At 70.5% G+C, this 19,320-nt stretch carries 14 protein-coding genes and 1 pseudogene; 9 read left to right on the top strand and 6 right to left on the bottom strand.

What is annotated here, in order from left to right:
- Positions 1-72 precede the first annotated feature (72 nt).
- From CP975_RS11560 to CP975_RS11545, 4 genes are all read left to right on the top strand, one after another.
- Positions 73-918, top strand: a complete 846-nt coding sequence (locus CP975_RS11560; RefSeq protein WP_055535269.1) for a DegV family protein — start codon at positions 73-75, stop codon at positions 916-918.
- 111 nt (positions 919-1,029) lie between these two features.
- The gene (locus CP975_RS11555) at positions 1,030-2,172 is read left to right on the top strand and encodes a ComEA family DNA-binding protein (protein ID WP_150476837.1); all 1,143 of its coding nucleotides are present in this window, start codon (positions 1,030-1,032) and stop codon (positions 2,170-2,172) included.
- Positions 2,169-4,844: a ComEC/Rec2 family competence protein gene (locus CP975_RS11550; RefSeq protein WP_150476836.1), complete on the top strand. Its 2,676-nt coding sequence runs from the start codon at positions 2,169-2,171 to the stop codon at positions 4,842-4,844. Before CP975_RS11555 ends, CP975_RS11550 begins: the two co-directional genes overlap by 4 nt.
- A 335-nt stretch (positions 4,845-5,179) precedes the next feature.
- Positions 5,180-6,061, top strand: coding sequence for a YceI family protein (locus CP975_RS11545; RefSeq protein ID WP_030783440.1), 882 nt, complete (start codon positions 5,180-5,182; stop codon positions 6,059-6,061).
- A 13-nt stretch (positions 6,062-6,074) separates the two neighbouring features.
- On the opposite strand, the gene CP975_RS11540 is transcribed toward CP975_RS11545, so the two are convergent.
- Positions 6,075-6,320, bottom strand: a complete 246-nt coding sequence (locus CP975_RS11540) for a hypothetical protein (protein WP_055531634.1) — start codon at positions 6,318-6,320, stop codon at positions 6,075-6,077.
- A 110-nt stretch (positions 6,321-6,430) separates the two neighbouring features.
- Here CP975_RS11540 and holA point away from each other — a divergent pair, with 110 nt between their 5' ends.
- Positions 6,431-7,417: a DNA polymerase III subunit delta gene (gene holA / locus CP975_RS11535; protein ID WP_055531632.1), complete on the top strand. Its 987-nt coding sequence runs from the start codon at positions 6,431-6,433 to the stop codon at positions 7,415-7,417.
- Between the two features lie 40 nt (positions 7,418-7,457).
- Here the strand turns inward: holA and CP975_RS35010 are convergent, their stop codons facing one another.
- Positions 7,458-7,607 carry a hypothetical protein gene (locus tag CP975_RS35010; protein WP_167532682.1) on the bottom strand — a complete coding sequence of 50 codons (150 nt, stop codon included), beginning with the start codon at positions 7,605-7,607 and terminating at the stop codon, positions 7,458-7,460.
- A 51-nt stretch (positions 7,608-7,658) separates the two neighbouring features.
- Here CP975_RS35010 and CP975_RS36585 point away from each other — a divergent pair.
- Positions 7,659-7,750 (top strand): annotated as a pseudogene (locus CP975_RS36585) (IS5/IS1182 family transposase); the annotation flags it as partial.
- 95 nt (positions 7,751-7,845) lie between these two features.
- Here the strand turns inward: CP975_RS36585 and CP975_RS11530 are convergent.
- The gene (locus CP975_RS11530) at positions 7,846-8,364 is read right to left on the bottom strand and encodes a hypothetical protein (RefSeq protein ID WP_055531630.1); all 519 of its coding nucleotides are present in this window, start codon (positions 8,362-8,364) and stop codon (positions 7,846-7,848) included.
- 370 nt (positions 8,365-8,734) lie between these two features.
- Between CP975_RS11530 and CP975_RS11525 the strand changes: the two genes are divergently transcribed.
- The gene (locus CP975_RS11525) at positions 8,735-9,502 is read left to right on the top strand and encodes a polysaccharide deacetylase family protein (protein WP_055531626.1); all 768 of its coding nucleotides are present in this window, start codon (positions 8,735-8,737) and stop codon (positions 9,500-9,502) included.
- 360 nt (positions 9,503-9,862) lie between these two features.
- Here the strand turns inward: CP975_RS11525 and rpsT are convergent, their stop codons facing one another.
- Positions 9,863-10,129 (bottom strand): 30S ribosomal protein S20, encoded by a 267-nt coding sequence (gene rpsT / locus CP975_RS11520; RefSeq protein WP_055531624.1) that lies wholly within the window; start codon positions 10,127-10,129, stop codon positions 9,863-9,865.
- A gap of 217 nt (positions 10,130-10,346) precedes the next feature.
- Between rpsT and lepA the strand changes: the two genes are divergently transcribed.
- Both lepA and CP975_RS11510 read left to right on the top strand, forming a co-directional pair.
- On the top strand, positions 10,347-12,218 hold the full coding sequence (gene lepA / locus CP975_RS11515) for a translation elongation factor 4 (RefSeq protein ID WP_030783452.1): 1,872 nt from the start codon (positions 10,347-10,349) through the stop codon (positions 12,216-12,218).
- Positions 12,219-12,502: 284 nt separating this feature from the next.
- A complete protein-coding gene (locus tag CP975_RS11510; protein ID WP_055531622.1) occupies positions 12,503-14,392 on the top strand; it encodes an AMP-dependent synthetase/ligase in 1,890 nt (629 codons plus the stop codon).
- A gap of 26 nt (positions 14,393-14,418) precedes the next feature.
- On the opposite strand, the gene CP975_RS11505 is transcribed toward CP975_RS11510, so the two are convergent.
- The gene (locus CP975_RS11505; protein WP_030783457.1) at positions 14,419-15,003 is read right to left on the bottom strand and encodes a response regulator; all 585 of its coding nucleotides are present in this window, start codon (positions 15,001-15,003) and stop codon (positions 14,419-14,421) included.
- A 12-nt stretch (positions 15,004-15,015) separates the two neighbouring features.
- On the bottom strand, positions 15,016-19,110 hold the full coding sequence (locus CP975_RS11500; protein WP_150477856.1) for a HAMP domain-containing protein: 4,095 nt from the start codon (positions 19,108-19,110) through the stop codon (positions 15,016-15,018).
- Between the last annotated feature and the right edge of the window lie 210 nt (positions 19,111-19,320).

Genomic DNA, 19,320 nt, shown 5'->3' with positions numbered 1-19,320 from the left:
ACCTCCTCCCGGGGAAGGGGCGAGCAGGGGCCGGGCTGCCGCCCGGCGGCCCAGGCGGGTAGTGTCCAGCCCATGTCCCGCCATGTCGCGATCGTCACGGATTCCACGGCCTATCTGCCGCAGCGGACGATGGAGCGGCACGGCATCACCGCGGTGCCCCTGACCGTGGTCCTGGGAGACCAGGCGCTGGAGGAGGGCACCGAGATCTCGGCGCGCTCCCTCGCCCTGGCGTTGCAGAAGCGCAAGCCGGTGACGACGTCCCGGCCCAGCCCCGAGGTCTTCGCCGAGACGTACAGGAAGGTGGCCGAGGCGGGAGCCACGGCCATCGTCTCGCTGCATCTGTCCGCCGAGTTCTCCGGTACCTACGACGCTGCGGTACTCGCCGCGAAGGACGCTCCGGTGCCGGTGCGGGTAGTGGACACCGGCATGGTCGCGATGGCCCTCGGCTTCTGTGCCGTCGCGGCCGCGGAGGCGGCCGAGGCGGGCGATCCGGTGGAGGAGGTGGTGGCGGCCGCCGAGAAGCGCGCCGCGGGAACGTCCGCGTACTTCTACGTCGACACCCTCGACTATCTGCGCAGGGGCGGCCGTATCGGCGCCGCGCAGGCGCTGCTGGGCTCCGCGCTCGCCGTGAAGCCCCTCTTGAAGCTGGACGGCGGCCGTATCGACATGCTGGAGAAGGTGCGGACGGCGTCGAAGGCGATCGCCCGGCTGGAGGAGATCGTCGTCGAACGTGCCGGTACGGGCCGGGTCGACATCGCGGTGCATCATCTGGCGGCACCGGACCGGGCGTCGGACCTTGCCGACCGCCTGCGCGAGCGGCTGCCGGGTCTCGGGGAACTGCACGTCAGTGAGGTGGGCGCGGTGATCGGGGCGCACACCGGGCCGGGGCTGCTGGGGGCCGTGGTCTCGCCTCGGTGAGAGCTGGTTCTGTCCCACGTGTGGGTGACGGAGTTATCCACAACTGCTGGGTAATCCACGGGAATTGACCAAGATCAACATAATGTCGCGGCGGTGCCTAACGTCGTCGGCATGACCTCACTTCGATCACCTTCTCGCACAGCTTCCGCGACGAGCGGCCCTGGTCGCGCCCCCGCGTCCGACGGCCGGGCGCAGCGCCGTCACGCCCGCCGGGTCCGGCGCGGCCATGCCTCGGCGGAGGCGGTGCGGTTGCGAGCGGAGAGACTCTTCGCCGAGCCACAAACCCCGCCTCCCTCGCCGCGGTTGGACGTGGCGGCCGCGGATGTGCCGCTGTTGCCGGGAAGCAAGGGAGGGGGCGGCGGTGGGGCGCGTCCGGCTCCGCCGCCCGTGCCGGGATGGGCCCGGCGGGAGGAGACCTGGGAAGGGGCTGCCGGGGAGGCCCCGGAGGAGGCGGAGGCCGCCTCGAAGGGGGTGGCGCGGGCCGGACCTTCGCGGCGGGAGCGGGTGGGCCTTGCCGTACGGGAGCGGTTGCCCGTGTGGCTCCAGTCGCGGTGCGGGCTCGAACGGCGGGGCGTGGTCGCGCTCGTCGTGGTTCTCGCCGTCGCCGTGGTCTTCGCCGCGCAGCACTTCTGGGCGGGGCGGACGCGGCCCGTCGAGGCGCCGGACGTCGTGCGCTCGGCGGGCACGGCCTCCGAACACGGGGCGCGACCGGTTCCCTCGCCGGGGACCCCGGCCGAGGCGGGGCGCACACCAGCGGGCGGGAGCGGTGCGGCCGGTGCGGTGACCGGTGCGGGTGGTGGCGCGATCGTCGTCGACGTCAGCGGGAAGGTCCGCCGTCCCGGCGTGCACCGGCTCCCCGCCGGGTCCCGGGTGGCCGACGCGCTGCGGGCCGCGGGCGGGGCCAGGCCCGGTGCGGACATGGGCGGCCTCAACCGCGCGCGGTTCCTGATGGACGGTGAGCAGGTGGTGGTCGGAGAGCCGGCCGCGGCCACCGGTCCGGGCGGAGCCGGTGCCGCGGCGGGGTCGGGTCCGGTGGGAGCCGGGCCGGGGGCGGCCGCCACGGGTCCCGTGGGGCTGAACACGGCGACCGCGGAGCAGCTCGACGAACTGCCAGGGGTCGGTCCCGTGTTGGCGCAGCACATCATCGACTACCGCACTGAGCACGGCGGTTTCCGCTCCGTCGAAGAGCTCCGAGAGGTCAACGGCATCGGCGACCGACGCTTCGCCGATCTCCAGGATCTCGTACGGCCATGACGCCGCGATCTCGGGCCGGGGGCGCGCGTGCGGCGGTCCACGTCTCGTCGGGCCACCGCCTCGGCGCCGCGCACCCCCGGCAGGAGGGGCCGGTCGATCTCCGCCTGGTGCCACCCGCGTTGGCGGCGTGGGTGACGGCCGCGCTCATGCTGGACGCGCCGCCACGGTGGGCGGTCGTCACGGTGGCGGCCTGTGTGGCGGTGGCGGGCGCGTTGCTGGTCACGTGGACGGCTGGGATCGGGGCCGGCCCCGCGCCCCCGGGCGGGACCCCGGGTGGGCGGCGGGGGTGGTCGCCGCGAGGGCGGGGCGCCGGTCGGCGGTGTGCCCGGGGGCGGTTGTCGGTGGCCGCGACCCTGCTCTGTGCCGCCGCCTCCGCGGGCTCCACGGCGTTGCACGGGGCGGATCTGCACCGTGGCCCGATCCCCGCCCTGGCGAGCGAATTCGCCGAGGTGGAGGCGGAGCTGGAGGTCACGTCCGACCCTCGGCGCGTCCGGCCCCGCGTCGCGAGCGCCCACGCGATGCCGCCCACTGTCGTTCTGGACGCCGACGTTGTCCGTGTCACGGAGGCGGACGGCACGGTGGCTGTGACACGGACACCGGTGCTTGTCGTGGTGCGGGGTGAGGCCTCGGGGCCCGCGAGGCCTCCGTACCTGCCGGGTGGCCGGGGTGCGGGAGTGAGGGCGCCGGGCGGCCGGCCGGCGGGCGCCAGTCGTCCCGGCGACCCCTGGCTCACGCTGCTGCCCTCCACGCGGCTACGGGCGCAAGGGAGGTTGGCGCCGCCGTTGCCGGAGGGGGACAGGGCCGCGGCGGTGTTCAGGGTGTCGGGAGAGCGGCCGCCGCGGGTGGTCGGGGCGCCGTCCGGGGCACAGCGGCTCGCCGGGGAGTTGCGGGGCGGGCTGCGCGAGGCCACGGAAGGCCTGCCGGCCGACGCCCGCGCGCTGCTGCCGGGGCTGGTGGTCGGGGACACCTCACGGGTGCCCACCGAGCTTGAGCAGGCGTTCAAGGACACCGACCTGACGCACTTGCTCGCCGTCAGCGGTGCGAATCTCACGATCGTCCTCGTGCTGCTCATCGGGCCGCCCGGCACGGCCCAGCGGGTCGAACGACGGGGCCTCGCACCGAAGATGGGCATCCCACTGCGCACGACCGCGCTGCTGGGCGGGCTGCTCACCCTCGGCTTCGTCATCGTCTGCCGACCGGACCCGAGCGTGCTGAGGGCGGCGGCCTGTGGGCTGATCGCACTCCTCGCCATCGCCACCGGCAGACGCAGATCGCTGATCCCGGCGCTGGCCGCCGCTGTGCTGCTGCTCGTCCTGTACGACCCTTGGCTGGCCCGTCGCTACGGCTTCTTGCTCTCCGTACTCGCCACCGGAGCCCTGCTCACCCTGGCGCCACGCTGGAGTGCGGCGCTACGCCGACGCGGGATGCCACCGCGGTGCGCCGACGCGCTGGCCGCCGCGGCCGCGGCGCAGGCGGTGTGCGCGCCCGTCGTCGCCGTCCTCGCCGCCCGGGTGAGTCTGGTAGCGGTGCCGTGCAATCTGCTCGCGGAGTTCGCGGTCGCGCCCGCCACCGTGCTCGGCTTCGCCGCGCTGGCCTCGGCGCCGGTGGCGATGCCGGTCGCCGAGGCGCTGGCGTGGGGCGCGAGTTGGCCCACCGAGTGGATCGCGGAGATCGCCCGCACCGGCGCGGCGCTGCCCGGCAGCGGCATCGACTGGCCGGGCGGTTGGCACGGCGGCCTGCTGCTCGCGCTCGCCACGGTGGTGCTCGTCCTGGCGGGCCGGGGACTCGCCCGGCGTCCGTGGCTCGCCGGGGCCTGCGCCCTGCTCCTCCTCCTGGCGATCGTCCAGCCGCCTCCCCTCACCCGGGTGATCGCGGGCTGGCCGCCGCAGGGGTGGCGCATGGTGATGTGCGACGTGGGCCAGGGTGACGCCACGGTGCTGGCGGCGGGGGAGGACACGGGGGTGGTTGTCGACGCGGGGCCCGACCCGGTGGCGGCCGATCGGTGCCTTCGCTCGCTCGGCATCACCCGGGTGCCGCTGGTGCTGCTCACGCACTTCCACGCCGACCACGTCGCGGGGCTGCCGGGAGTGCTGCGGGGGCGTGAGGTGGGGGTGATCCAGACGACGGGATTCCAGGAGCCGCCGGAGCAGGCGGAGTTCGTGAGGGAGCAGGCGGCCGCCGAGAGGGTTCCGGTGACCCGGGCCGTGGCGGGCGAGCGGCGGCGCGCGGGACCCTTGGACTGGCAGGTCCTCTGGCCCCCGGCGGGCCCGGCGCCGCCCCCCGAGGGGCCGAACGACGCGAGCGTGACGCTGCTCGTGCGCACCGCGGGAGTGAGTCTGCTGCTCCTCGGGGACCTGGAGCCGCCCGGCCAGCGTGCCCTGCTGCGCAGCCCGGCCGCCGCGTCGCTCGCCTCCGTGGACGTCCTCAAAGTGGCCCATCACGGTTCGGCCCACCAGGATCCGGAGCTCCTGCGCAGGGCGGCGCCGAGGCTGGCGCTGATCTCCTGCGGCGCGGACAACTCGTACGGCCACCCCGCGCCCGTCACGGTCGCGGCCCTGCGGGCGGGCGGGGCCCAGGTGCTGCGCACGGACGTGGACGGCTCGGTCGCGGTGGTGGCTTCCGGCGCGCGGGCGTCGCCCCGGCTGGAAGCGGCCACGCGGCCGCCGCCCTAGCCGAGGCGAGCCGATCCGAGCGATGACACCCCGAGCGATGACACCCCGGGCCATGACACCCCGGGCCATGACACCCCGGGCCATGACACCCCGGGCCATGACACCCCGGGCCGATCCGAGCTGTGGCGCCTCGCGCCGCTACCGCCGGGAACACCGCTTGACCTGGCAAAACGAGAAAGGAGGGGCGATCAATTCGGGCTACTCGCGACACTTCCAGCGCATCGCCAGCATTCCCGCGATGTACGGCCGTGTTGCATCGAATGCCGCAACGGTGATCGAATGCCTCTTCGTTGCAGTTTGCAGGTGTTGTCAAGGAACGCGGGGGTGTGTCGCGCGTGATCGGCCGTTGGCTGGGAAACCGTACGAATCGGGTGGGACGGACGGGACCCATGTCGGCGTTCACGGTTCCGCCGAACGCGGGGGTGCTCAGCTGCCGGGTGCTCGACCCCGTCAACGAGCCCGTGCGGAACGCGGAATTCGCCGTCAGTGACGCGATGGGCCGCAAGGTGGTCGGTGGCGGGACGGATCCCTACGGGTCGTTCGTCACCACCGTTCCGGCGGGGGACTACCGGCTCATGGTCTCGGCGGAAGGGTTCACTCCGTACCGGGCGAGTGCCACGGTCGGCGAGGAGGCTCATGCCTCGCTCGGCGATGTGACGCTCCAGGTCGCCCAGCCCCCGGCGCTTCCCGAGCCCGGCGACTGGGAGGTCGACCCCCTGCACTCCTCCGTCGGCTTCACCGCCAGACACATCGGTCTCGCCCGGATCCACGGCCGGTTCAACAGCTTCGCGGGCGCCATCCGGATGGGGGAGCGCATGGAGGACTCCGCGATGCACGTCGTCATCGACGCGGCCTCCATCGACACGGGGGTGCAGATGCGCGACGACCATCTGCGCTCCGGTGACTTCCTCGACGTGGGGCGGTTCCCGACGATGGAGTTCTACAGCGACCGTTTCGTGCACAAGGGCGGCAGCCGTTGGGCCATATCCGGCGGTCTGACGCTGCACGGCGTGACGCGCACGGTCACTTTGGACACCGAGTATCTCGGGGTCGGTCAGGGGCTGGAGGGCGAGACCCGCGTGGCCTGCCGCGCCACCACCGAACTGCACCGCGACGACTTCACGATCACCTGGCAGACGATGCTGGCGCGCGGTATCGCCGCTGTCGGGCACAGCATCACGATCGACCTCGACATCCAGGTCATCCCCAAGGCCTAGGGACTCCTCGGGCCTAGGGGGCCTCCAGCCAGCCCTCGTGCTCGGCGGCCAGTTCGTCGAGCGCGGCGGGGTCCAGGCGGGACTCGGGGTCCTCGACCACGACCAGCCACTGGGCGTCCTCGGCGTCGTCCTCACCAGCCAACGCGTCCCGGACGAGCTGGGGCTCCTCGGCGATGCCGAAACGGTCGGGGAGTTCTTCGGCGACTTCCTCCGCGGCATCGCGGTCGGGCAGCACCAGGACATGTCGTACGTCGTTCACCGGTCCATTCTCCGATACCGGAAACGGCTCCCGGGAGCGGCGTCCGGAAACGGCGTCCGGGACCGGCGTCCGGGATCGGCTGTCAGTGGCGCGTGGGATGCTTGACCGCGATGGCCAGGAAGACAGCTCACGACGATCCGCTCGCTCCCCTCACGCTCGCCGTGGGGCAGGAGGACCTGCTCCTCGACCGTGCCGTCCAGGAGGTGGTGGCGGCCGCCCGTGCCTCCGACGCGGACACGGACGTGCGCGACCTCACCCCCGACCAGTTGCAGCCCGGCACGCTCGCCGAGCTGACCAGCCCCTCGCTCTTCGCCGAGCGCAAGGTCGTCATCGTGCGGAACGCGCAGGATCTGCCCGCCGACACGGTCAAGGACGTGAAGGGGTATCTCGGGGCGCCCGTCGAGGAGATCACCCTCGTCCTGCTGCACGCGGGCGGCGCCAAGGGCAAGGGCCTGCTCGACGCCGCGCGCAAAGCGGGCGCGCGCGAGGTCGCCTGTCCCAAGATGACCAAGCCCGCGGACCGGCTCGCGTTCGTGCGGAGCGAGTTCCGGGTGCTGGGGCGTTCGGCGACCCCCGAGGCGTGCCAGGCCCTGGTCGACTCGATCGGCAGCGATCTGCGTGAGCTGGCCTCCGCGGTGTCGCAGCTGGTGGCGGACGTGGAGGGCACGATCGACGAGGCCGTCGTCGGGCGGTACTACACGGGCCGGGCCGAGGCCTCCAGCTTCACGGTCGCCGACCGGGCGGTGGAGGGGCGGGCCGCCGAGGCGCTCGAAGCGTTGCGCTGGTCGCTGTCGACAGGGGTCGCCCCCGTCATGATCACCAGTGCCCTCGCGCAGGGCGTGCGCGCCATTGGCAAGCTCTCCTCCGCGCGGGGTGGGCGTCCGGCCGATCTCGCTCGGGAGCTGGGTATGCCGCCCTGGAAGATCGACCGGGTGCGTCAGCAGATGCGGGGGTGGACCCCGGATGGGGTGGCCTCGGCGATTGCCGCTGTCGCTGCGGCCGATGCGGGGGTCAAGGGCGGGGGCGACGACCCCGAGTACGCCTTGGAGAAGGCGGTCGTCGCCGTTGCGCGGGCGGCTCGGTCCGGACGCCGCTGACGCCCTTGCCGGGCCGGGGGCCTAGGCGGTTTCGTTTGGATCAATCGGTCCGGTTGAGGCCCTCGACCGCGTCGGCCTGGGCCACCAGAGCGGTGAACACCCGCTCCCAGGCGCCCTCTACGGCCCACATCCGCAGCCGGTTGCAGACACCCCGCCAGTTGCCGTTCCAGCATGCGGCAGAGGCCTGCAAAAGGGGGTCGAGTCGAGCCCACTCGTCATCAGAAAGACCACCCCGCCCGGGGTCCAGGCCGACGCAGACGTCGAGGGGCGGATCGACAGGAGTGTGGTGGGCGTGGATACGACGGCTGCCGCGCCCATCAGCATGCTCAAGGGTTCCGAGCCGCAGCGACTCACTTCGACAAGAGGGCGATTCGGTTGTGGCTCCGCTCCTGACATCGGCCACCGCGGCGGATGTCCCGATGGTGGCCTCAGTCGTCGGCGGCAACGATGAGCGTGATCCGCCCAGCCGAGCGGTCGATGAGCACGAACTCGTGGAAGTAGTCGTGCGCGCGTCCCCAGTCATGAATCGCATCATCACCGAGCTCGCTGAGGTAGTAGATGCCATCGGCTGCGGCCAGGCAGGCGAAGACCTCCCGCTGTAGATCTGCCTCCAGCTCGGTGGACACGTCCCGGAGCGGATCCATCCACCCCCGCAGGATCTGCACGGCCTTCTCCTGGCTGATGGGCTCGTACCGGTCCGGGGTGATCAACCCCAGCCAGTACGGACCGTGCCGGAGCCCGTCAGGCAGCACTCCACCACCTGCGTAGTCGTCCCGGAACTGGTCGTGCCCAATCAGTGCGGCAAGCAGCCCTCTATCGTCCATGGACTCCGCAGAGATGCGGAGCTGCTTGGTATCGATCCACCGAAACCCGTGCTCTTTGGGATCCGGGGCATAGCGTCGAAAGTTGATGAGGGTGTTTTCCTCGTGGGCGAGCCCGTTGTCCATGGCGTCAGCCTAGAAGGCAGCCGAGGTGGCCCCTCCGAAAGTCCCGGCGTGGTGCGCTTGTGCTGCCCGCCTCCCCGGAGTTCGTCGAAGTCGCCGCGGACGTGGACATGGACGTGGACCTGGGTCTTGACGGGGAGCTGGTCACATTTCGCGACGGCCGCCTGGACTTCGCGGCACTTCAGCAGCGGGCCCGCTGCATTGGATGCAACTCGCCACGTGCGGCGGCTCGCCGGGACGGGATCTGCATCCTCACGGCGGCCGTGGGCGGCGCACTCGTGGGTTGGCGCAATGCCCGTGGGCTATGAAGGGTCACCCGGGCGCGCGGCGCGGCTGCGGGTGGCGGGAGGGCACCTGCACGCAGACTCTGGGGATGGACTCAACGCGACGGGCTGTTCTGGCCGGGCTGTTGGCCGCGGGGCTTGTGCCCGGCGCGGCAGGAGGGGCCGCAGCGGTGGGGCCCCGGCCTCCCGCCTCGCTGTTGGGGGGTGAGATCCGTCGTCTGCCCACCTCGCGCAAGGTGCTGGCGCTCACGTTCAACGCCGCGTGGGACGAGAGCGGTGTTGACACTGTCCTGGCCGAGCTACGGTGCCGACGGCTCGCGGCGACATTCTTCCCGACCGGCCAGTTCGCCAGGGCGCATCCCAGGGCTGTGCGGGCCATGGGCGCTGAGCACGGGCTGGGCAACCACTCCTACAGCCACCCGTACTTCGACGACTTGAGCACCGGGCAACGAGAGCGGGAGGTGCGGCGTGCCGACATGGCGATCAGGGCCGCGGCCGGGACCGAGCCGCTTCCGTTCTTCCGCTTTCCCTACAGCTCCACCACGGCGAAGTCGGTCGCCGACGTCAACAGGCTTGGCTACGCGGCAATCGAGTTCACCACCGACACCAACGGCTACCTCGGTCCGGGGCGCGGCATGACCGTGGAACGCGTCGTCGAGCGGGCCGTCGATGCGTTCGGGCCGGGCGCCATCATCCAGATGCACGTGGGCAGCAGCACCGGTGACGGGATCGTGCTCGATGCCCAGGCGCTGCCCCGGATCCTTGACGCAGTGCGGGCGGAGGGCTACGGCGTCGTAGACCTACGCGAATTCCTGGTTTCGGAAGAGAGCGAAGGGGCCGCTCGCATCGGCGCCTGACGCCGGACACATGTCGCCCTTCGGGCGCCGAACTGACCGATAGGACGTAGGTGGGCGCCGGCGTCGAAGGTCTCGTGATCCGGGGGAGCGGTCGGCGGTATCTGCCGGGAGCCGGCTTGAAAAGACAACCTCCCAGGCCCAGGCCCAGGCCCCAGACCGCACGCCCCAGGCCCCAGACTCCAGGCCACAGACCCCAGACACAGCAATGCCCCCGGAGTGGGCCGGGGGCACTGTCGCAGCGTGGCGTACTGCGTGGTCTGTCCGCGATTCGAGGTAGAGGGCTCGAATTACCCTCGCGGGAGGATTGATCAGCTCCCCGGCGTACTAGGTGTACAGGGCGTACTAGCCGGGGTAAAGGCTTCAGCCCTTGAGGGTCGCGGCCTTCGTCGCAAGCGCCGACTTCTTGTTGGCGGCCTGGTTCTTGTGGATGACACCCTTGGAGACGGCCTTGTCGAGCTGGCGCGTGGCCTCACGCGTGAGCTCGGCGGCCTTCTGGGCGTCACCGGCGGCAACGGCCTCGCGGGCCTTGCGGATCGCGGTCTTCAGGGAAGACTTGACCGCCTTGTTGCGCTGACGCGCCTTCTCGTTGGTCTTGATCCGCTTGATCTGGGACTTGATGTTCGCCACGAAAGAGCCTTTTCAGGTTCAGGTACTGCAGAGGTACTGCAGATGAGTGTTATGACACGCGCCTCGACGCTTGAGAGGGCTACGAGACACAGCTGCCCACGGTACCAGCCACCGTCGGACCGGCCCAAACCGAGCGCAGTGCCCCACCCATGGGACGATGGAAGCTACGTATAGATCCGACCCGAGGCTACAGGCGCCTCAAGAGACAGGACCCTGCGTGCCCGCGACCCCTAACAATGTGCCCGAGCCGAGCCGTACCGACCCGGCTCTGATCCGCAATTTCTGCATCATCGCGCACATCGACCACGGCAAGTCCACGCTCGCCGACCGCATGCTCCAGCTCACCGGGGTGGTGGAGCAGCGGCAGATGCGTGCTCAGTACCTCGACCGCATGGACATCGAGCGCGAGCGCGGCATCACGATCAAGTCCCAGGCGGTGCGTCTGCCCTGGGCCCCGAACGAGGGCCCGGACCAGGGCAGTACCCACATCCTCAACATGATCGACACCCCGGGCCACGTGGACTTCACGTACGAAGTCTCGCGTTCGCTCGCGGCCTGTGAGGGTACGGTCCTCCTGGTCGACGCGGCCCAGGGCATCGAGGCGCAGACTCTCGCCAACCTGTACCTGGCGATGGAGAACGACCTCAAGATCATTCCGGTCCTCAACAAGATCGACCTGCCGGCCGCCCAGCCGGAGAAGTTCTCCGAGGAGCTGGCCAACCTCATCGGCTGCGACCCCGCCGACGTCCTGAAGGTCTCCGCGAAGACCGGCATGGGTGTCGAGGCGCTGCTCGACAAGGTCGTCGCCGAGATCCCGCCGCCGGTCGGCGTCGCCGACGCCCCCGCGCGCGCGATGATCTTCGACTCGGTCTACGACTCCTACCGCGGCGTCGTGACGTACGTACGAGTGGTCGACGGCCAGCTCAACAAGCGCGAGCGGATCCGGATGATGTCCACCGGGGCCACGCACGAGCTGCTTGAGATCGGTGTGTCGTCCCCCGAGATGACCCCGGCCGACGGCATCGGCGTCGGCGAGGTGGGCTACATCATCACCGGCGTGAAGGACGTCCGTCAGTCCAAGGTCGGTGACACGATCACCTCCCTGCACAAGGGCGCCACCGAGGCCCTCGGCGGTTACAAGGACCCGAAGCCGATGGTGTTCTCGGGTCTGTATCCGCTGGACGGCTCGGAGTACCCGGACCTGCGCGAGGCCCTCGACAAGCTCCAGCTCAACGACGCCGCGCTGGTGTACGAGCCGGAGACCTCGGCCGCGCTCGGCTTCGGCTTCCGCGTCGGCTTCCTGGGGCTGCTGCACCTGGACGTGATCCGGGAGCGTCTGGAGCGCGAGTTCGGGCTCGACCTGATCGCCACCGCCCCCAACGTGGTCTACCGCGTGATCATGGAGGACGGCACCGAGCACACGGTCACCAACCCGAGTGAATTCCCCGAGGGGAAGATCGACGAGGTCTACGAGCCCGTCGTGCGCGCCACGATCCTCGCGCCCAGCGAGTTCATCGGCTCGATCATGGAGCTGTGCCAGAACCGGCGCGGCGTCATGCTCGGCATGGACTACCTCTCCGAGGACCGCGTCGAGATCCGCTACACCCTGCCGCTCGCCGAGATCGTCTTCGACTTCTTCGACCAGCTGAAGTCAAAGACCCGCGGGTACGCCTCGCTGGACTACGAGCCCACGGGCGAGCAGTCGGCCCAGCTCGTCAAGGTCGACATCCTGCTGCACGGCGACAAGGTCGACGCCTTCTCGGCGGTCACGCACAAGGACCAGGCGTACGCGTACGGCGTGCGGCTCGTCGCCAAGCTGCGCGAGCTGATCCCGCGGCAGGCCTTCGAGGTGCCGGTGCAGGCCGCGATCGGCTCCCGGGTCATCGCCCGCGAGACCATCCGCGCCATCCGCAAGGACGTCCTCGCCAAGTGCTACGGCGGTGACATCTCCCGTAAGCGCAAGCTCCTGGAGAAGCAGAAGGAGGGCAAGAAGCGGATGAAGATGGTCGGCTCCGTCGAGGTGCCGCAGGAGGCCTTCATCGCGGTGCTCTCCAGCGACGACAGCGGCCCGGGCAAGGCGAAGAAGTAGCTCCCCGTGAAGGAGTAGCCTCCCCGGTCGCGGTTCTGCCGCTGCCACGCGGGCCCGGTGCGTACGACGTGCCGGGCCCGTTCGTGTGAGCGTCCGGGGGATTTCGGTGTCCGGAGGAAGTGAGGGGCAGCTGCCCCTTACGCACCGGGCGTCGGCGCTCTACTCTGATCTCCACTCGCAGGTTACTCGCAAGTTAAACAAGTGGCCGACAGGGCAGCAGCAGACATAAGAAGCAGAGCCGCCGCCAGCCAGATCGCCGCACCGTCGTGGGCCCGGAGGATGTCGTGAGCGACACACAGACCTTGATCGAGAACCGTCCGCCCTCGGTGGCGCATCTCTTCCTGGAGCGCGTGGCGGCCACGCCGGACGGCGAGGCCTACCGCTACCCGGTCCCGGCCCCGTCCGGCGAGGGCCCCGACGTCTGGAAGGCGCTCAGCTGGTCGCAGGCCGCCGACCGCGTCTACGCCATCGCCGCGGGCCTCATCGGGCTGGGGCTGCGCCCCGAGGACCGGGTGGCCCTGGCCAGCTCCACGCGGGTCGAGTGGATCCTGTCCGACCTCGGCATCATGTGCGCGGGCGCGGCCACCACGACCGTCTATCCGCAGACCAACGCCGAGGAGTCCGCGTACATCCTCGCCGACTCCGACAGCCGGGTGCTGATCGCCGAGGACGCGGCCCAGCTCGCCAAGGCGCGCGAGAAGCGGGCCGAGCTGCCCGAGCTGCGGCACGTCGTCGTGATCGACCCCGAGGGCGTGAGCGGCGGCGAGGGCGACCCCGAGGGCTGGGTGCTCACGCTCGCCGAGCTGGAGGCCCGGGGCGCCGCCCACCTGGAGAAGAACCCCGAGGCCGTCAAGGAGCGGGTCGCGGCGATCACCAAGGAGCAGCTCGCCACGATCATCTACACCTCCGGCACCACGGGCCGCCCCAAGGGCGTGCGCCTGCCGCAGGACAACTGGTCGTACATGGCGAAGGCCATCGCCGCGACCGGCCTCCTCGGCCCCGACGACGTGCAGTACCTGTGGCTGCCGCTCGCGCACGTCTTCGGCAAGGTGCTGACCTCCGGGCAGATCGAGCTGGGGCACGTCACCGCCGTCGACGGCCGCGTGGACAAGATCATCGAGAATCTGCCGGTGGTGCAGCCGACGTACATGGCGTCCGTGCCCCGCATCTTCGAGAAGGTCTACAACGGCGTCGCGGCCAAGGCCAGGGCCGCCGGTGGAGCCAAGTACAAGATCTTCCTGTGGGCCGCCGACGTCGCTCGCGAGTACGCGAAGGTCAGCCAGGACAACTTCCGCAGGACCGGCAACGCCTCGGTGCCCTTCGGGCTGCGGGCCAAGCACAAGGTCGCCGACTCGCTCGTCTACTCCAAGCTGCGCGAGGCCTTCGGCGGGCGGCTGCGCGCCGCCGTCTCCGGATCGGCCGCGCTCGCGCCCGACATCGGATACTTCTTCGCGGGCGCCGGCATCCACGTCCTGGAGGGCTACGGCCTCACCGAGACCTCCGCGGCCTCCTTCGTGAACCCCGGCGAGGCCTACCGCACCGGCACCGTCGGCAAGCCGCTGCCCGGCACCGAGGTGCGCATCGCCGACGACGGCGAGATCCTGCTGCGCGGCCCCGGCATCATGGAGGGCTACCACGGCCTGCCGGAGAAGACGGCCGAGGTCCTGGAGTCCGACGGGTGGTTCCACACCGGCGACATCGGCGAGCTGTCCGTCGACGGCTATCTGCGGATCACCGACCGCAAGAAGGACCTCATCAAGACCTCCGGCGGCAAGTACATCGCGCCCGCCGAGGTCGAGGGCCAGTTCAAGGCCGTGTGTCCGTACGTCTCCAACATCCTGGTGCACGGCGCCGACAAGAACTTCTGCACCGCGCTGATCTCCCTCGACGAGCCCGCGATCCTGGCCTGGGCCGAGGAGAACGGCCTGGGCGGCAAGTCCTACGCCGAGGTCGTCGCCGCCCCCGCCGCGGTCGAGCTGGTCGAGGGCTATGTGAAGCAGCTCAACGAAGGCCTCCAGCGCTGGCAGACCATCAAGAAGTTCCGCCTCCTGCCGCGCGACCTGGACGTCGAGCACGGCGAGCTGACGCCCAGCCTGAAGCTGAAGCGCCCGGTCGTCGAACGGCAGTACAAGCACCTGATCGACGAGATGTACGCGGGTTCACGCGAGGCCTGAAGCCCGCCCGTCCCGCCGGACACGCCCTAGTGGCCGCGTCCGTGGCGCATCTCCTGTACCAGCTTCTCCATGTGCGTCACATGGTGGCGCAGCTCCAGGACGTCCTTGAGGCTGCTCGCCGCCATGTGCGCCTCGATCGCGGACAGGCGCGCGGCCAGCTCGTCGAACTGGAGCTGCTCGCGGGCCAGTATCCGCTCCAGCTGGCGGTTCTTGCGGTGCAGTTCCAGGAAGACCGTGACCTTGGCGCGCAGCACCCAGGGGTCGAACGGCTTGGTGAGGAAGTCCGCGGCGCCCGTCGCGTAGCCCCGGAAGGCGTACCCGGCGTCGTGGTCGGTGCCCGTCAGGAAGATGATGGGCACGTCCTTGGTCTGGTCGAGGCGTTTGATGTTCGCCGCGGTCTCGAAGCCGTCCATGCCCGGCATCCGTACGTCCAGGAGGATCACGGCGAACCGCTGCCGCAGGATCGCCTTCATCGCCTCCTCTCCCGAACGGGCCCGCACCAGCGGCTCGTTCAGGGACCCGAGGACTGCTTCGAGGGCCATCAGATTGTCCTCCATGTCGTCGACAAGGAGGATGCTCGCTCGGTGGTCGGTCAGGGGCTCTGCACTCATATCAAGGGTGTCTCAATCGGTTGCCGGCGAAGCGGCGCTCTCTCCTGGAGAGCCGGCCTGCTCCGGGGCGGGGGAGGCCGGATCGGGGGGCACGGACCGTTCACCGGTGGTCGCGCTCTCCGGATCCAGCAGGGTGCAGACGACACCGAGGAGCTGATCCACGTCCACGGGCTTGGGGACGTAGTCGGTGGCGCCCTGGGAGATGGCCTTCTCGCGGTCTCCCGGCATGGCCTTCGCGGTGAGGGCCACGATGGGCAGGCCCCGCCAGCGGGGACTGCGGCGGATGGCGGCCATGGTCTCGTAGCCGTCCATCTCCGGCATCATGATGTCCATCAGGACGATGTCGACGTCAGGGTTGCGCTCCAGGGTCTCGATGCCCTCGCGGCCGTTCTCCGCGTACAGGACGGGCATGCCGACGCGGCTCAGTACGTGGGTGAGCGCGAAGACGTTGCGGATGTCGTCGTCGACGATCAGCACCCGGCGGCCCGGCAGTAAGCGGCCCGCGCGGCCTTCCTTCCACTCCTCCAGCTTGGTGGGGGTGGGCCAGCTGTCGTCGGGTTCGAGGCTGGTGTGCGGCCGCTGCACGGCGTGCTCCTGCGGCTTCGGCAGGTGCTGGATGTGGGACGCGGCGTACGCGATGGCGGCCGCGCCGTGGCCCGGGTGCACCACGGGCACGTACAGCGAGAAGGTGGAGCCCTGGCCGGGGTTGCTCTCGGCGGTGATGCGGCCGCCGAGCAGGCCGGCGATCTCACGGCTGATGGAGAGGCCGAGGCCGGTGCCGCCGTACTTGCGGTTGGTGGTGCCGTCGGCCTGCTGGAACGCCTCGAAGATCACCGGCAGTTGCTCGGCCGGGATGCCGATGCCGGTGTCGCTGACGGCGAAGCAGAGCAGGTCGTCGTTGTCGTGGAGCAGCCGGTCGCCCGCGGTGTTGGTGACACGGCTGACCCGCAGTTCGACCCTGCCCGCCGAGGTGAACTTGACCGCGTTCGACAGGAGGTTGCGCAGGATCTGCTGGAGACGCTGCTCGTCCGAGAACATCTCGCGCGGGACGTCCTCGCCGACCGACACGTCGAAGGCCAGGCCCCGGTCCAGGGTGAGCGGGCGGAACGTCGCGTGGACGTAGTCGAGAACCTTGATCAGCGGGAGCTTCTTGGGGCGTACGTCCATCCGGCCGGCCTCGATCTTCGACAGGTCCAGGATGTCGTTGATCAGCTGGAGGAGGTCGGAGCCCGAGCGGTGGATCGTCGTCGCGAACTGCACCTCCTGGTCGGACAGGTGTCCGTCCGGGTTGTCGGAGAGCAGCCGGGCCAGGATCAGCAGGGAGTTGAGCGGCGTACGCAGCTCGTGCGACATGTTCGCCAGGAACTCCGACTTGTACTGGGAGCTGGTGGCGAGCAGCGCCGCCTTCTCCTCCAGTTCGGCGTTGGAGCGGCGCAGCTCGGCCTGCTGGCGCTGGAGTTCGTCCGAGCGCTCCTGGAGCTGGGTGGCCAGGCGCTGGGACTCGCCGAGGAGGGACTCCGTACGGGAGTTGGCGATGATGGTGTTGATCGCGACGCCGATGGTGTTCACGAACTGGTCGAAGAAGGCCAGGTGGACGTCGGAGAAGCGGGAGAACGTGGCCAGCTCGATCACGCCGAGCAGCTTGTCCTCGAAGAGGATCGGGATGATCACGACGGTGGCGGGGGCCGCGTCGCCGAGCCCCGAGTGGATCTTGATGTAGTCCGGCGGGACGTTCTCCACGAGGATGCGCTTCTTCTCCAGCGCCGCCTGGCGCACCAGACCCTGCGCGGGCATCCCCCCGGTGTCGATCACCGAGTCCTGCGCCGCGCCGTACCCCGCGATGAAGGCGAGGCCCTTCGCCGTCACCTGGGTGGGCGCCGGACTCTCCGCGGTGTCGGGGTCGGCCAGGAAGAAGGCGCCGTACTGGGCGTTCACCAGCGGGGTCAGCTCCCGCAGGATCAGATCGGCGACCTCCATCAGATCGCGGTGGCCCTGCATCAGGCCCGCGAGGCGGGCGAGGTTGGACTCCAGCCAGTCCTTGGCGCGGGTGGTCTCGCGGAGGTTGGAGACCATGAGGTTGATGTTGTCCTTGAGGTCCGTGACCTCGCCGCGCGTCTCGACGGTGATGGCACGGGTCATGTCGCCCTGGGCCACGGCGGAGGCCACCTCGGCGATCGCGCGGACCTGGGTGGTGAGGTTCAGCGCCAGCTCGTTCACGTTCGTCGTCAGGCGCTTCCACGTGCCGTAGACCCCCTCGACCCGGGCCTGCCCGCCCAGCTGGCCCTCGGAGCCGACCTCCCGGGCCACGCGCGTGACCTCGGAGGAGAACGAGGAGAGCGTGTCCACCATGGTGTTGATGGTGGTCTTCAGCTCCAGGATCTCGCCGCGCGCGTCCACGTCGATCTTCTTGGAGAGGTCGCCCTGGGCGACGGCCGTGGCGACCTGCGCGATGTTGCGGACCTGGCCCGTGAGGTTGTCCGCCATGTAGTTGACGTTGTCCGTGAGGTCCTTCCACACGCCCGAGACGCCGAGGACCTGCGCTCGGCCGCCGAGCCGCCCGTCCGTGCCGACCTCGCGGGCCACGCGCGTCACCTCGTCGGCGAAGGCGCGCAGCTGCTCCACCATCGTGTTGACGGTGTCCTTCAGCTCCAGGATCTCGCCGCGCGCGGTGACCGTGATCATCTTGGAGAGGTCGCCGTTGGCGACGGCGGTGGTCACCTGGGCGATGTTGCGGACCTGCGAGGTGAGGTTCGACGCCATGAAGTTGACGTTGTCGGTGAGGTCCTTCCATACGCCGGACACGCCCCGCACCTGGGCCTGCCCGCCGAGATTGCCTTCCGTGCCGACCTCGCGGGCGACGCGCGTGACCTCGTCGGCGAAGGCGGAGAGCTGGTCGACCATGGTGTTGATCGTCGACTTCAGCTCCAGGATCTCGCCCTTCGCCTCCACCGTGATCTTCTTGCCGAGGTCACCCTGGGCGACGGCCGTCGACACGAGCGCGATGTTCCGCACCTGGGAGGTGAGGTTGTCGGCCATGAAGTTGACGTTGTCGGTGAGGTCCTTCCATACGCCGGACACGCCCCGCACCTGGGCCCGCCCGCCGAGATTGCCCTCGGTGCCGACCTCGCGGGCGACGCGGGTGACCTCGTCGGCGAAGGCGGAGAGCTGGTCGACCATCGTGTTCACCGTCGACTTCAGCTCCAGGATCTCGCCCCGGGCGTCGACGGTGATCTTCTGGCTCAGGTCGCCGTTGGCGACGGCGGTGGTCACCTGGGCGATGTTGCGGACCTGCGAGGTGAGGTTCGACGCCATGAAGTTGACGTTGTCGGTGAGGTCCTTCCACACGCCGGACACGCCCCGCGCCTGCGCCCGGCCGCCCAGCTGCCCCTCCGTGCCGACCTCGCGCGCCACCCGGGTCACCTCGGCGGCGAAGGCGGACAACTGCTCGACCATGGTGTTCACGGTCAGTTTCAGCTCCAGCAGCTCGCCGGTCGCCTCCACCGTCACCGTGCGCGTCAGGTCGCCCTGCGCCACCGCCGTGGTCACCAGGGCGATGTCCCGGACCTGGGCGGTCAGCCGGGACGCCATCGTGTTGACGGCCTCCGTCACGTCGCGCCAACTGCCCGAAAGCCCCCGCACCTTGGCGCGCCCGCCGAGCCGCCCCTCGGTGCCGACCTCGCGGGCGACGCGCGTGACCTCGCCGGTGAAGAGGGAGAGCTGGTCGACCATCGTATTGACGGCACGGCCCAGGCGGCGCAGATCACCCCGCAGCTCACGGCTGCCGTCGTGCAGGTCGACGCGCTGGGTGAGGTCGCCGCCCGCCACCGCGTTGAGCACCCGTGTGGCGTTGGCGGCCGGGGCCACCAGGGAGTCGAGCAGGGAGTTGGCCTCCTGGATGCGGGCGGCCCACCTGCCCTGCCCCGGACTCGCGGTGAACCGTTCGTCCAGGCGGCCGTGCCGGATGATCTCCCGGCGTACGCGGACCAGTTCACCGTCGAAGTGGAGTGAGCGGTCGAGCATTTCGTTGAAGACCGCGTACAGCTCGGCGGTGACGCCCTCGCCGGCCGGCGCCACCTTCGTGAAGTCCCCGTCCCGCGCGGCGCGCATGGCGGCCAGCAAGGTGCGCAGATCGTGGTCGGTGGCCGGGGCGGGCTCTGCCGCCCCGGCGGAGGGCGGGGGAGGCGCCGGGGCCGGAATCCGGCCGGGTCCGAGCGCGGGCGTAGCACTGTTCTCACTCATAGCGGCCCACTTCGGTGACTCGGTGCTTATGGGCGCGGCCAGTCTGTCACCCTGTCGGTGTCGCCTGAGGCGTATTCG

Origin of the sequence: Streptomyces alboniger (genome assembly GCF_008704395.1) — a bacterium.
Classification (GTDB): domain Bacteria; phylum Actinomycetota; class Actinomycetes; order Streptomycetales; family Streptomycetaceae; genus Streptomyces; species Streptomyces alboniger.
This window is presented reverse-complemented; position numbering and strand designations above follow the sequence as displayed.